Origin of the sequence: Actomonas aquatica (assembly GCF_019679435.2) — a bacterium.
In the GTDB taxonomy this organism is placed as follows: Bacteria; Verrucomicrobiota; Verrucomicrobiia; order Opitutales; family Opitutaceae; genus Actomonas; species Actomonas aquatica.
Window position 1 is genome coordinate 2,936,470 of record NZ_CP139781.1, and the last position, 14,712, is coordinate 2,951,181.

Genomic DNA, 14,712 nt, shown 5'->3' on the forward strand with positions numbered 1-14,712 from the left:
CCTCCGAACCTCGCAAGCCTCAACCCGCCCCCGGCTCAAACCCATCGTCCGTCGACTCCGTCGGTCGATACGCTCCCGTGCGTTCCGTGCCACTGCGGGTATTGTAGAGCTCGATCACCCGCAGCAGCTCGCTCAGCGAAACCGTGCCGTCGGCGTCCGCGTCCGCGGAGTGATGCCGCGCGAGCGCAACCGGATCGCTCCCGACCGGATCCGAAGCGTAGCCATCATCGGTTTCATCATCGATCTGATACCGGCCCGTGCGCGTTGTGCCCGACCGCGTGTTGTAGAGTTCAATCACCCGCAGAAGCTCGCTGAGACTCAGCGCCTGATCGCCATCCACATCCGCATCATGCAACCGCGAGCGATTGCGCACCCGCAGCGGATCCGGCGTCACCAAACTCTGGATACTTCCAGCCCCGCGATCCACTTCCAGCAACGAAGCGAGCTCCAGTCGATTTTCCGCCGTAGCTGGCGGGACCAAGCCGTAGGTCAGCACGAAGGGACTGGCGGGCACGCTCGACCACGACCACTCCAGCAAATCGGTCTGGCCTTCACTCGGAGCCACTGTCGCCGTCGCTTCGGCCCCCACCACCGCGGCGGGCGCGAAGGACCACCCTTCCGGCAGGAGCGTCGACCACGTGACGGACGTAAGCGTATCCGAGTAAGTCACCACGTTGCGGACAAGCACTTGCCCCCCCTGCTTAAAACCACGACCGACCTGCGCCTGCTCGCCAACGGCAAAATCCGCCCCGGCTGCCGCAACCGCCACCACCGCCGTCCCGCTGATCGTGGACCCCAAGGCGTTGGTGATAACGACATCATAAAACCCAGCGTCGGCGGTCGTCGCCGCCGCGATCTCATAGCTGCTCGCGGTGGCCCCATCAATCTCCACCCCATTGCGCCGCCACTGGTAACTCAGCTCGCCGCCACTTGCTTCCACGGAAAGCACAATGCTTCCACCGGCTTCGGCCTGAACCGATTCGGGCATGGTCGCGATCGACGGCAAGCCATACTCCAGCGGCTGCAGAAACCCGGTCGGAAACGGCCGCCACCCTCCCACGAAGATACGACCGTCGTCGCGCATGCCAAACGTGGTCATCCCACTGGTGAGCCCGAGGACTACGAAGGATTCGTCGAGGGCGCCATCCGGCATCAGTCGGATAAGATAAGCATCGTCCCGATCTGTCCGTAGACTCTCCGAGGTGGACCACGCGTAAATGTAGCCATCGTGGCGGATCTCAATCCCGGTGACCGTTCCTGCGACTCGCGGGTCGAGAACAAAGACATCATCGAGAGTTCCAATGGAACGATACCTTGCAAGCGCCCGCCGCGATTCTTCGCCCTCGATTGCAAAATCTCCGGCAAGGAGCAGACGACCGTTATTATCGAGGGTCAGATCATTCACGTAACCCGTGAGCCCTAAGTCCGGGAAACTGGTATCTGGATTTCCAGAGTCATCCAAACGCTGTAAGACCACTTCGCGCGGAGTGGTTTCGGTGGTGCTTTGCGCGGCAAAATAGAGGCGTTGTTGCTCGTCGAGGGCCAACGACGCATTATACGGAGTGCCCGACTCGAGGCCCGCCTGGAATCCCGTGTCCAATGCCCCCTCTGCCGTGTAGCGCGCTATACTCCGGTAGCGTAGCTGACCTTCATCGTGCGTGAACCCGCCGGATATCGTCAGCTTCCCATCGGGATACTCCACCCAGTCTTTGAAGATATAATAAACGAAGGGATTTGTGGATGTCCCCGTATTGATCGTCGCGTTGGCAAAACTTGGATCGGGCCGCCCGTCAGCCAACCGTCGCACCAAACCGCCGCCCACCCCGGGTTCGTCGGAGGTCGGGAATATCGCGCCACCCACCACCGTGCTGCCGTCGGCCTGCACCACCAGCGCACTCACCCGACCGCGCTGATGTGTTCCAAGCGGCACGACCGTGTCAGTCAGCTTCGCTGCTGGTCCGGTAAAGACTCCCGATGTGTAGTCAAAATCGCCTCCCACCAACAACGCGTTGTCTGGTGCCGGCACGGCCGTGTGCACAACCTGTTTGGTGCGTAAAGCCGGGGTCGGCAGATCGACCAATGCATCGGACTCCAAGTCATACAAAACCAATGAAGGTTCCGGGCTATTGGGAGCCATCCACAAACGACCGCCTCCAATCTCGAACAGCCCGGTCACCGCAGGCCCGACATCATCTGCCGTCACGCTCAGCGAATGCACGATCGCACCCGTAGATTCGATCTTCACCACTGATGGGTAACCGCTATTCTGGTCGACGCTCACCCACAAAGAGCCGTCGGGTGCGAAGGATGCATACCGGCCAAAATACCCCGGATCGGCAAATTCGACTGCAAAATCCTCGTCCAGAATACCGTTCTCATCGAGCCGGATCAACGGACTCACCGCCACTCCTGCAAACGTCGAGAAGGGGCCTCCGAGGATAATATCGCCACCAGAGGCCTGCAGAATCACCGGCAAGTAAGGCGGTCTCTCAAAGGCCCCGTCGGCCGCAAAGGTCGCATCGCGAGTGCCATCCGCAGCGAGTCGCATGAACCCCTGCACCGGCTGACCATCAGCCGAGCCAAAGTCTCCCCAAACCAATAACCCGCCGTCCCGGAGTCCAACGACATCGCGTGTCGGCATATCGACGAATGGAGCCTCGAACGTCTCATCGATCGAACCATCCGCATGAAACGCGACGGCGGCTCGGCTCGTGCCCGATTCCGGGTCCAATTCGAGTTCGCCACCCACTACAATGCGGCCGTTCGAAAGCAGGTCCAGGCACCGAGGGCTTCCGCCTAATTTTGGAGCTTCGAAAGCTGCGTCCCTCCTGCCGTCAGCATCGAGCCGGAGAAGCTGATGATAGCCAAAGTCCTGCACCAACACCACGATCTGCCCCTCCCCCGTCACGGCGTAATCGTTGACGATTCCCGACGGTGAAATGTCTGGCTGAAAATTCGTATCCAATTTTCCATCACTCAATAGACGGATGAGGTTGGGACTGCGTTGACCATCGACCGAATCGAAGGGCCCGCTGGCATAGACGGAGTTGTTGGGCCCAGGCGTGAAGTGGGGAATGAATCCCGTTCCTCGCTCCAACAACACCTCTTCCTCGCCCTGAGGGGCTCGCCACCGTCCTTGCACCAGCGGCGCCTCGACCTTGAGCTGCACAGGGTCCGTCACCAACGCCAATTCACCGTTGTTGAACACTTCGACCGTGTAACTGCCGGCGTGGGCTTGGGAGGCCCCCGCAATCTCGAGCGTCGCCGACTCCGCCCCGGGGATCGCCATCCCGTTGCGTCGCCATACGTAACTCACTTCGCCGCCCACGATCACGTCGATTGCAAACGTCGCCGTTTCTCCGGTCGCGACAGTGGTCGACTCCGGCAGCGCCAACACCTCCGGTGGCCCCGTCACCTCCACGGTGATGGGATCGCCCACCGCCGTGCCTTCGCTATTGCTGACGACCAGATGGTAAACCCCGGCGTCCGCATACGTCACGCCCGTGAGCTCCAACTGACTGGTGATATTGTCGGGAGTCTCTAAAACCTCCCCGTCCTTATACCATGTGAACTCACTGAACGCGGATGTCGTCACCAGATAATTCAGCCTCACCGAGCGCCCCAGTTCTCCCACGACCGTTTCGCCGCCCCCGCTGATTTCCGGCGGAATCACCACCGTCAACCATGCCCGTTCGCTCAACTCCCGGCCACCAGGGCCATCCACCTCGACCCAATATTGCCCACTATCCCAGGGGTAAGCTGGTTCCACATTGAATGTCGCCGCTGTCTCCCCCGTGAGCAGTCTGCCGTTAAAATACCACTGGTAAGACACCCAGTAGGGACTATCGACCTCCACCGAGAACGTAGCCGCCTCCCCGCGACGCACGAACACGTCCTGCGGCTGAGTGACGATCAAGGAGACTTCATCTTCATTCGTCAGTGCGAACGGCGCGATCGCGACTGAGCGCGGCGTCGGATCTCCCGCCACCTTATAGTGGACCGTGCCCACGAAGTTCTGCGGCCCACTCAGCGCCGCCGGGTAATTCATCCACATGCGAAACTCAGCCGAGTTTGCCGGAATGGAGGTGTAGGCAAACGAGATCGTGCCGCCGGCTCCCACCGCCGGTTCCTGTTCCGGGATCGACTCCGCCGCGGTGTAAGCCGTGCTGGAAACATAAGTGAAGCTGGTCGGCAGTTGCACCTCCAGCATCAGCTCGTCCAACGTCAGCCCCGCGTAGTCCAAATCCCAATACAACGACTGCGTGTTCCCAGCCGGATCATACAGGTAATAGCCCGGCGCCAGCGAGGCGGTAAGCGACTGCGCATGGACCGCGGTCAACGGTGCCAGCAGGAAAAAGAGGCCGGTAAGCCAACGGGGGTATTTCATGGAAAGCATATTGGGTGTTTAAAATCGTGGCTAAGGCGCCGGTTCGTATCCGTCCTCGGAGCCGTCCGCCGACCGATACGCGCCCGTGCGCGCCGTGCCACTGCGCGTATTGTAGAGCTCGATCACCCGCAGCAGTTCACTCAGGGACAGCATCCCGTTCTGGTCAGTATCCGCAGAATGGTGACGATCAAGAGCCTGCCCCGCCGAAGTATCCGGACCAAACCCGTCTTCGCTATCGGGGTTTAGATGATAACGACCAGTCCGCGTCGTGCCACTTCTCGTGTTGTAGAGCTCAATAACCCGCAGCAACTCGCTCAGACTCAGGCGCCAGTTGCTATCGGAGTCGGCGCTATGAAACCGTCGTCGAATGGACAAAACCAAGGGATCTGGGGAAGCCAAGACTGCCCCGGGATTCCCGGCACTTAGCGTCTCGATGTAGGCCACCAGATCTGTTTGGTAGGGTTCCGCTTCGGGGGCGATCAGGGTGTAAAAGAAGGCGATGCTTTCATCTGGTGGCAGGGTCCACTCCCATTCTGCCAGGGCCGTGGCACCAACCTCCGGTTTTACGACCGCCGACTCGTCACCGCGACGCCCCCCCAGGGTCCACCCATCGGGTAGCAATACGGTCCAACGCAGCCGCGACAGACCGGAGGGAAAGGTGACCGTGTTCGCAATCTCCTGCCCCTCACCCGCTAATGGCGAGGCACCTTCAGCACGGTGTTGCGCGTCCACGGATCCACTCGAATCGAACAGTGTCAGCTCCGCCGCGAGGCTCGTGGCAGAGCCGAGATCATTGATCGCGACCAAGGTGTAGACCCCTTCATCCGCTTCGCTCACCTCCGTCAAGGCGAGCGTTGGCATGACTTCGCCCGTCACCGCCACGCCGTCTTTATACCACTGAAGTGCTGGGCGCGGGAGCCCCAGGATCGCGGATTTAAATGCAACGTCTGCTCCGGCTTCCACGATCACCGATTCCGGCTGGCGCACAAACTCGGGCCCCTGGGTCTGGTTGGCGTCTTGGGTAAGAGTGAGCGTTTGATCGTTGATGGTGACATTCGCCACCCGCACCGAATCGGTGTCGTTGTAGTCAATCGTTACCGCAACTTCGGCGCTGCTTACGCCCGCCTCGATCGAGAAACCGAGCCACGGGGAATCACTAGTGATCGACCAAGCGACATCGGCTTCGAGCCGAAGTGTCACCACATCGCCCGTTGCAGCCACAACGTCTCTCGAAAACGACGCCTCCAAGGCGAATTGCGACAAACGATTCCCCACAATCGGCGCCGAACGCCGGGTGCTCCCGTCCAACTTCGCAGCCGTAACCCAATAGTGGTAGGCCACTCCGCCGACCGCACTGGTATCGTAGAAGACCCGTCCCCGCCAATCGGCATGCAACAACGTTGCCGACTCGAAGTTTTCGTCCAACGAACGCCATACCGCATAACTCACGTCACCTACGGTCGGCCGCCAGCTCAGACGCACCGCATCCGTCGATTCATCCACCGATGCCTGCGGCTGCGGGGCGACGGTCAGCTCCGCGGGTTCCCCACCGGCGATATGCACCGGTAGCGGATACTGCTCCTCCCCACCAAATGATAGGATGTTGTGCGTGTTCCACCCCATCCCCCACAAACGGCCAGTATCGTCGATCAACAGACTTCGGAAATCCCCGGCCATGAATCGGGTCGCCTGAATTCCCAGCACCGTCGGTGGCGTAAATCCACTCCGCCCCGGGCCCAGTAAACCAAAGTTCCCACTACCATACCCACCGATGTCTCCGGCTCGGTTCCGGTAGAGCAAGTGTGCTTTTCCGACGGATACGTGGTCGACCTCGGCCACAATCTTTGACGGCTTCGTGCTCAGCCCTCCTGCGTCGCCCGACGAGAAGAATGGCAACGGAGCCCCTGCCCCCCACAGCTCCCCGTTGGCCTTCACGAAAAAGACTTGTTCGCGGCTCAAGGCCACGTTTTGCACCGCCGACGCCAACAAGATCGGCCCATCGCTGTAATCGTCGCTCAACACCTCATTTCCCAGCCGTCCAAACTGCTGGGAACCGCCGACCCACAGGTTGCCATCTGGCGTCACGTAAGCGCCGTGATACTGCGACGCCGCAAAATCGATGACGCGTTCGGCCACCACTCGTGGCTCCGCCAAGGTCACGGCGTCGGCTCCGGCCGCAAAAACATCGTTCCCCACGATCCACAACTGGCCCGCCTCATCCTGATAAAGGACAAAACTGGCACCGATCTCCATTCGCACCACCCCTTCCGCAATTCGGAAGGGGAGCAACGCGGTGGCGGTGGGTCCGCCCAGCGCCAAATCCTCCGGATCCCGACTCCGCATCCAGAGCGTGCCATCCGCACGCAGGAAGAGCGCCTCCGAGCCTGACACCTCCACATCCACCACGTCGTCCATGACCTTCACCGGCAGGGCACGTCGCGCCTGCGTCCCATCACCGAGTTGCCCATTGGCGTTGTCCCCTCTCGCCCAGGCCGCACCGTCTGCAGTCACGTAAAATGCCACCCGGCTACCACTGGCGGCATCAATCACTGCTCGTAATGGTTCGATCTGCACGGTCGCCGCGAGAGACTCCGTGACTCCGGCCACGTTGGTCGCCACACAACGAAACTGCGCATCGTCCCATTCCGCTCCCGGTTCGAAAATCGCCAGCTCCGCCGTCTGAGCTCCAGCAAACCTTTCCCCGTCAACGATATCGCTCCAGGCGGTCTGTGCGGCCTGCTTGACCTGCCACTGCAGAGTTGGGGCCGGCACGGCACTTGCCTCGGCCGACAACCATACCTGTCCCCCGGCCTCGGTTTCAACGTCTGCGGGATGAACGACGAACGACGGTAGCTGCACTTCGGTGAAGCCAACATCCACCACACTGAAAGGCCCCCCACCCGCCTGATTCACCCCCCGGACCCAATAGTAATACTCCTCCGTCCCCACCGCCGAGGAATCAAAGGTCATCATTCCGGAAACGCGATCGACGACCAACTCGGCAGTCGCCACGTCGTCGGACTCGCTGCGCCAAATTTGGTAATAGGTCGCCCCCACACAGCCCCCCCAAGCAAGACGAACCCAAGCTTCATGTTCACCCTTCGATGCGACAAAATCGCTTGGCGCGGTGGGCAGCGTGATCGGTCCTTCCGAGACCAGCACCGGCACCAGACTGTCCGCCCGCTCCCCATTCCCAAAGGGGGCCGCCAAACCACGCCCCATCGCCCACACGCTACCATCCGTCTTGGCGAAAACGCTTATTTCATCACCGGCCGATATCGTCCAGACACCATCAGCTACCTTGACCGGCTGGGAGCGAAACTCCGTTGTGCCGTCGCCCAGTTGGCCATACTGATTCTCCCCCTCCGCCCAAAGCTCCCCGTCAGCGGTCAGGAAAAGCGCGTGAAACGAGCCGCCATCCACTGCCACCACGTTCTGCAGCGCCACGCTACCTAGACTGACGGAGACGGAGCTCCCACTGCCCACGGTGCGCACATACCCCGCGGTGCCATCACCGCGCACGAACACCGCCTTATTGGACATTCTGGATACCGCGATCACGTCCGTTGAAACCCGCACCGATCGGGAGAACCAGTCGCCCTGCCGCCACAAAGTCCGGTTCGCATCGATCACATAGAGCTCATCTGCGATCGCCAAATCCTGCAGACCCGACGAGACCTCTTGGGCGCCATAACTCAAGCTGTGGGAATAGAGCCGTCCGTCTCGCTCAATGTAATAAAGGTAGGAAGCATGAGTATCGGCCACCGCCACATCCGCTGAGATGGTCCTGAGATAGGGCGCATTGCTTTCTCTCGTATCCACCAATTCACCACTGCTGAAAAGGATCAGAGAGATCCCCCGTCGCGCGACGATCTGCGCAACGTCTTCCCAGAGGGGCACGGGGTCGATCACAGCCCCGTTCATTCCTTGGGCTGCGCCGAGCGAGTGGGATACATTTATGCCAGCCCCCATGACCCAACCGCTTGAGCGCAAGTGCAGTGAATGCTCGACACCCGCAGCTACCCGCACGACCCCGGTGGTCACGGCCGGCAGCACGCGCACATTCACCCAATCCGAATACTTTGTCCCCAGACCACCGGTCACCCCCAGCCGATAGAGGCCGTTGTCGCCGACCGTGACGTTTTCAATGCGCAGGGTGGGTAAATCCGCCCCCGGGATAGGACCGCTAAGACGATGCCATTGATAGGTTAGACGGGTTTCGCCTGTGATCGTAGCGGTTATCTCCAGCGTGTCGCCTTCGAGCAGATCAATCACCGAGGGTAAGTCGCTGATCTGCGGAACACTCGCAATCATCTGCACCGACACGTCCTGAGAGTAGATGGTATCCAGCTCATTAGAAACCCTCAGACGGTAACGGGGAAAGGGATCCGTCGCCGCTTCGCCGGTAAGCGTGAGGGACGCCGTTTGCGTCCCAACATACTGCTCACTTTCCACCAGATCCGACCACCCGGCTCGGTTACGCATCATCCATTGGAGATGGAGCGGCGCTTGCCCCGCAACTTCCGCCGTAAACGTGGCATCGTCCAGATAGTAGATATGAGCATTCCGGGGCTGCGAAAGAATCCGAGGGATTCCAGCCCGGATGACTTCGCCAAAATTCAACCGGATACGTCCCTCCACCCCGTCGAAACCATCCACCGCGATAGCGTAGGTTTCTCCTGCAGACACCTCCAAGATCAACTCGCTGGTCCGGATTTCACCCGCCACCACATCCTCGCTGCTTGCGACCCACTGCAACTGGTTCACCGAACCTCCCGTGTAAACAGCTAGGATAGTGTCAAAATTGCTGCCCTGCGTGTTGATCAACACACTGCCGTCGACGGGCGCGACCCACGTCCACCAAACCGATTTCCCGCCCGTGACGCCGGCGTGAAGGGGCTCACCGGCCTCAAGCGAGGCTCCGATGTTGGTCCCGTCCACCGAAAAGCCGGTGAGCTCCGAGTGGTCCAGCGCCTCCGCTTGAGCAAAATCGTCATTCGCCGCCGAAAACCCCGGCGCTCCGTAGAGCCACTGCGCTCCGGCAATATCATCGGGCTGCAACCCATCCAGATCTGACACCACGGAATTCATCAACGCCGTCACCGACTGCGGTGGTTGGGCTTGATCGGGATGCAGCAGACCCAAGGTATGCCCCAGTTCATGTAGCGCCACCCGCCGCATGTCTTCCCGCCCTTCCTGCAGCGGTCCGCGATAGGAATCCCACGTCCACGCCGTGTTAAAAATGAGATCCGACTCCACGCGATCATCCCCTTCATCACGCGAGATGGTGACGGCCAACGTGTAAGGACCAAACTCACTGCCACTGATGGTGTCAGACTGAATGATCTCGTTGGTGTTGTTGTCGTAGACCTGCGGCCCGGGAGACACCACCTCGGCCGAAAACTGCACCTGCCCCAAATATCCATTCCATATCTCCATCGACTCGGTGATGACGGCACTGGGCGTGGCCCCGTCGGAGAAGACCGGCGAGGTCGGCATCATGACTTGCATGTGAATCGTGCCGGGTCGCCAAGCCGCACGGTAAACTCCGTCGTCATCCACCGCATCGATGTGGTAGCCCCACAAGGTTGCGACAGCACCAATCAGGAATAAAAAAGCCGCCAATCTCGGCAGCGCCCTCTTCCTCACGGTGTGCCCTTCTTTGCGTTGCTCCGGATTTGCTCCTGAAACTGTTGCAACGTCAGCGGCGGTAAGGCGGCGGCCAGATCTTCCCGCTCGCCGGTCACATGTCCCATCGGTTTGGCTACATCCTTCGTGCTGCGCAGGAGCTCACCATTCGCCCGAGCCACCATGGCCTCCCCCTGATCCCCGTGCCGAACGATTGGATACATGCCGTGCATCATCGCAACCAGCGGAAAAAACTGCCGCTCATTCCCTCGCACAAACAAGATATACTCTCCTCCTATTTGCAGCTCCGGCATGCCTTCAATACGGACGCGTTTACCTCCCACTCGTCCTCCGAGCGTTCGCAAAACCAACGGTTCTGGCGGAGCTCCACTCAAGACCTCCTCCACCTCCAAAGTGAAGTAAGTGAAGATCTGTCGCTGGCCATCGCCCCCCTCCCACACGCTCTCACCGTCAGTGACCTTGGCGCGCACCACATAGTCTGCCGCATTCACTAATTCCTCGAAGGGCGGCGGTCGCACTTCCACCGCTTGTCCGGAAGGCACCGCAACCAGAAGACCGCCCCAACACAGGATAGACATCAGCCAGAAGGAAATACCTCGGGCTACAGGCCGAAAAAATAACACGCAAAAAATCATCACAGGGATAGTGGAGATGCCCTGCCTCCCCGCCGGCCAGTGCGGAAAACAGGCGGTGGAGTCTCGAACGAGAACCGAGATTCAAACAAGCCTTCTTAATCGAAAACTCCGTTCATTCCGACCTCACCTCCACGTAACGATCTGCCCAATAGTTTTTTTGCCAATCGATGGCACCCGTGCGCCTTCCGCTGGGTGACCGACCACGAGGAGCAGAAACGGTTTCTCCGTCGCCGGTCGTTGCAGGATCTCATTGAGAAATCCCATCGGACTCGGCGTGTGCGTGAGCGTCGCCAGACCCGCTTCGTGCAACGCCGCAATCAACATGCCCGTCGCGATGCCGACCGACTCCTTAGGGTAATAGGTCTGCCGCCGCTCTCCCGTCGCCGGATCCTCAAACGCATTCACCGCAAAGATCGCGATCAACCATGGCGCGGTCTCCAAGAACGGTTTCTCCGCATTCGTGCCGAGCGGCGCCAGGGTGCGCTTCCACTCCGCACTCGCCCGCCGCTCGTAAAACTCCCGTTCCTCCGCCTCCGCCGCCTCCCGAATCCGCCGCTTCACCGTCACGTCGTTCACCGCCACAAAATGCCATGGCTGCAGGTTTGCCCCGCTGGGCGCTGTGCCCGCTGTTTGGATACAGGCTTCGATCACCGCTCGCGGCACCGGATCAGCGGAAAACTCCCGCACTGTGCGCCGCGTGCGCAGGCGTTCGTAAGTCGCCTGCGCCACCGTCACCATCGCCGCATCGCTGCGACGTTCCCACGCCAAAGGCTCCATCGACGTCTTGCTGTCCATGGAGCCACTTTGGCCGAACCGACCGAGCGTGTCGGTCCATTTATCGATGCCGTGGTGGACGCGGCGGTGGCAGCACCGCCATGAGTTCTTCCTCAACCAAAAGGCCGTCGTGATCGGTATCGAGCCCCTGCAGGACGGAGGGAGCCGCCGCGATCTCGACCGCCGACAGGATGCCATCACCATCGGCATCAAAGACCAACATCAGCGGGTGCCCGCGGTGCGGCGGGGGCGGCGGGGGCGGCGGCATATCCCGAACATCCGGAGCAAAGTCCCCCGCCGATTCCGGCGAGGGCGGAGGCGGCCCCGGCGTGCGAGGTTCAGCCACCAGCCAAGTGGTGGTTGCCACGAGCCCCAAAAGGAGCGCGACGGTGCAAAAACGGATCAGGTGAAGAGAACGATTTCGGAGAAGAGCAGACATAGCGCCCCCACTCTCCCACGTCTGCGTTAACGCCGTATGAAGCCGGGTAACTCTTTTTGTTAAGCCTCGGTAAAGCCCGGTGCCTGATCACTCAGCCAAAGCTCCACTTCGAACCCGCCCCCACTCCGATTGCGCAGCGTCATCCGCCCGCCCATCGCTTCCACCGCCGTGCGCACGATCGACAGCCCGAGCCCCGTGCCTCCCGTCTCGCGTTGCCGCGCCGCATCCGGTCGGAAAAACGGTTCGCTCAGCCGAGCCAGCGCCGCCTCCGGCACTCCCGGTCCATCGTCGCGCACCCACAGGGTCACGCCCCCTTCTCGACTGCGCTCTGCCTTCAATTCGATCGTCACGGCCGCCCCTCCATGCCGCACCGCGTTACGCACCAGGTTACCCAAAGCCCGATTCAACAAGCGCTCGTGCGCACACACGTCGAGCCCCTCCGGCACGGTCACCGTCACCTTGGCACCGCCCGCCTCGCGAGCGATGACCTCTTGCACCACCGACGCCAAAGTCACCGCCTCCAACGCTACTGCTTCGCCGCCCAACTCTGCCTGGGTAAAGTCCAACAACTCCGCCACCAGCGCGCCCATTTGCTCCACTTCCTCGCGCACGTCCTCCACTTGCGCCCGCAGTCCCTCCGGCACCCGTTCCTCCAAAATCGTCGTGCCCAACTGCAACCGCGCAATCGGCGACCCGAGCTCATGCGCCACATCCGCCAGGAACTTCTTCTGCCCGTCCACCAGCGCCTGTAGTCGCGCAGCCATTACATTCACGCTGTCGCCGAGCCGGCCGATCTCATCGCCCCGCGTAGCCGGCACCCGCGTGTCAAACTTCCCTTCCGCGATCCGCCCGGTCGCCCGCTCCAGCGCCCGCAGGTCCCGCGTGATGCCCATCACCAGCGGCAGCCAAAACAAAGCCGAAATCACCAGCGCTGCGCCCACTGCCACGACCAGCGGCCGCAGGTCAAACAAGGCCCCAAACGCCCAAACCGAATCCGAAATCGCAAACAGCGTCCCCGGGCGCGGCGGCATCCCTTGGCGCACCGAGACCGGCACCCGCGCGCCCATCCACCAGCCCGCCGGTTCGTCCACCTCCACCAGGATACGGCCGTCCCGCCCCTGCTCGGCCGGACGCGGCCGTTGCGGCGGTGGAGGCTGAGGCCGCGGTGCCTGCGACTGCGGTCGCGCCATGTCATCCGGCGGCAAAATCGGCGGCGGTAGACGCTCCCCGACTCGACCAGCCCCTTCCCCACCCGCCGGCGGCCGCAGATGCTTGGCCACCTCATCCGGCACCACCACCTCCGGCCCGGCCACCCGCGTGCCGTTATTCAACATCACCACAAAAGTCAGTCCGTAGTCCGCCGCGTAACCCGCCAACAGACGTTCCCGCCCAGCCTCATCCTCGCCGTTCAACTCCGCCATCAACACATCGGCCACGCCGCGAAAACGATCCCCCACCGCCCGCTCCACCCAGCCGTGCAACCCGCCGCTGAGCACCAGCAAACTCCCCGCCACCACCAACAGCAGCAGGATATTGAGACCGAGCCACAGCCCGATTTTAGCCGCCAAAGACAGACGCAGTTTCACCACGCAGTCCTCCCTATCACGGCATACCCCGGTCGTGCTCGTTTCTTTACCACGGCTTAACCTTTATGCGCCTGACCGGCGGCGTTGTCCGGCTCCGTCGCCGGATCGATCATCATGTAACCCGCCGACCGCAGCGTGCGGATGTAACGCGGCGCGCGCGCATCGTCGCCCAGCTTTTTTCGCAGCGCCGAGATGTGCACATCGATCGAGCGATCAAACACGTCGTAGTGCCGCTCCCGCACCTCGTCCAACAACGCCTCCCGACTGCGCACCCGCCCTTTCGCCCGCACCAGACTCCACAGCAAATCAAACTCCACCGGCGTAAGCTCCAACTCCCGCTCCGCCAACAACGCCCGACGCGCCTCCGGTATCAGCCGCAGCTCCCGCACCACCAGCTCCTCGATCGTCGCCGATTCCCCCGCCCCCGCCGCCTCCGCCGCGGCCGCCTCCCGTGCCGCCGATCGGCGCAACACCGCCCGCAACCGCGCCAGCAGTTCCCGACTGGAAAAGGTCTTCGGCACGTAATCATCGGCCCCCACCTCCAGCCCTACGATCCGATCCATTTCATCACCCCGCGCCGTCAACATCAGCACCGGCACTTCGCTGTGACGCCGTATCCGCTTGAGGACCTCAAAACCATCCAACCCCGGCAGCATCACATCGAGCAACACGACATCCCACGCTGCCGCCGCGTCCACCGCTCGTTCCACCCCACTCGGCCCGTCATGGACGGCCGTCACCGCGAAACCCAGCGGACTCAAATAATCGCTCACGAGGCGGCACATCTTGCGATCGTCATCGATCATCAAGACACGCGTCGCGGTCGCGTCGGTCGGGGCTGCACCGGGGAAAGTCACGCCCAAGCCTCTGCCCGGCCACCGCGCTCCCTGCAACCCTTTCGCGTTGGCGCGATGCCCAAATCAATATCCGCACATCTTGCGCCAAGCCCTGCGGCGCGCAACCGCCCCGACCGGCGTATCGTCTACGCAACCCCTCCCCGCCATGAAGAAAAACGTTGGATCATTCGATGCCGGTGCTCGCTTCATCCTGGGCTGCATTTTGCTGTTCCTCGGTGTGCAAACGATCGGTTGGTGGGGCCTCATTGGATTCGTTTTCTGGCTGACCGGCGGACTCGGTTTCTGCCCGCTCTACTGTGTGCTGCGCCTCGACACCGCCGCCTGGGAAGAGCGGTGGGAGAAACGCCATCCGCACAACCCGCCGGATTTCCACCACTCCAACTGA

The 14,712-nt window shown here is 61.7% G+C and carries 8 protein-coding genes; 1 reads left to right on the forward strand and 7 read right to left on the reverse strand.

Annotation, left to right across the window (positions count from 1 at the left end; genetic code table 11):
- Positions 1-19 precede the first annotated feature (19 nt).
- The 7 genes from K1X11_RS11435 to K1X11_RS11465 form a co-directional block, all read right to left on the reverse strand.
- Positions 20-4,396, reverse strand: a complete 4,377-nt coding sequence (locus K1X11_RS11435; protein WP_221032055.1) for an immunoglobulin domain-containing protein — start codon at positions 4,394-4,396, stop codon at positions 20-22.
- Positions 4,397-4,417: 21 nt separating this feature from the next.
- Positions 4,418-10,036 (reverse strand): matrixin family metalloprotease, encoded by a 5,619-nt coding sequence (locus K1X11_RS11440; RefSeq protein ID WP_221032054.1) that lies wholly within the window; start codon positions 10,034-10,036, stop codon positions 4,418-4,420.
- The gene (locus K1X11_RS11445) at positions 10,033-10,614 is read right to left on the reverse strand and encodes a hypothetical protein (protein ID WP_221032053.1); all 582 of its coding nucleotides are present in this window, start codon (positions 10,612-10,614) and stop codon (positions 10,033-10,035) included. The genes K1X11_RS11440 and K1X11_RS11445 overlap by 4 nt, the downstream gene beginning before the upstream one ends.
- Positions 10,615-10,794: 180 nt before the next feature.
- Positions 10,795-11,466: a nitroreductase family protein gene (locus K1X11_RS11450; RefSeq protein ID WP_221032052.1), complete on the reverse strand. Its 672-nt coding sequence runs from the start codon at positions 11,464-11,466 to the stop codon at positions 10,795-10,797.
- Between the two features lie 40 nt (positions 11,467-11,506).
- The gene (locus K1X11_RS11455; RefSeq protein WP_221032051.1) at positions 11,507-11,713 is read right to left on the reverse strand and encodes a hypothetical protein; all 207 of its coding nucleotides are present in this window, start codon (positions 11,711-11,713) and stop codon (positions 11,507-11,509) included.
- Between the two features lie 230 nt (positions 11,714-11,943).
- Positions 11,944-13,470: a sensor histidine kinase gene (locus tag K1X11_RS11460; protein ID WP_221032050.1), complete on the reverse strand. Its 1,527-nt coding sequence runs from the start codon at positions 13,468-13,470 to the stop codon at positions 11,944-11,946.
- Between the two features lie 56 nt (positions 13,471-13,526).
- Positions 13,527-14,276: a response regulator transcription factor gene (locus tag K1X11_RS11465; protein ID WP_221032049.1), complete on the reverse strand. Its 750-nt coding sequence runs from the start codon at positions 14,274-14,276 to the stop codon at positions 13,527-13,529.
- Between the two features lie 196 nt (positions 14,277-14,472).
- Between K1X11_RS11465 and K1X11_RS11470 the strand changes: the two genes are divergently transcribed.
- Complete coding sequence (locus tag K1X11_RS11470; protein WP_221032048.1) at positions 14,473-14,712, forward strand: YgaP family membrane protein; 240 nt, start codon at positions 14,473-14,475, stop codon at positions 14,710-14,712.

What these genes read in the sequence shown, in the direction of transcription:
- K1X11_RS11435 (WP_221032055.1), bottom strand. Translation starts at nt 4,396, where the DNA reads ATGCTTTCCATGAAATACCCCCGTTGGCTTACCGGCCTCTTTTTCCTG.
- K1X11_RS11445 (WP_221032053.1), bottom strand. Translation starts at nt 10,614, where the DNA reads ATGTCTATCCTGTGTTGGGGCGGTCTTCTGGTTGCGGTGCCTTCCGGA.
- K1X11_RS11450 (WP_221032052.1), bottom strand. Translation starts at nt 11,466, where the DNA reads ATGGACAGCAAGACGTCGATGGAGCCTTTGGCGTGGGAACGTCGCAGC.
- K1X11_RS11455 (WP_221032051.1), bottom strand. Translation starts at nt 11,713, where the DNA reads ATGCCGCCGCCCCCGCCGCCCCCGCCGCACCGCGGGCACCCGCTGATG.
- K1X11_RS11465 (WP_221032049.1), bottom strand. Translation starts at nt 14,276, where the DNA reads ATGATCGATGACGATCGCAAGATGTGCCGCCTCGTGAGCGATTATTTG.
- K1X11_RS11470 (WP_221032048.1), top strand. Translation starts at nt 14,473, where the DNA reads ATGAAGAAAAACGTTGGATCATTCGATGCCGGTGCTCGCTTCATCCTG.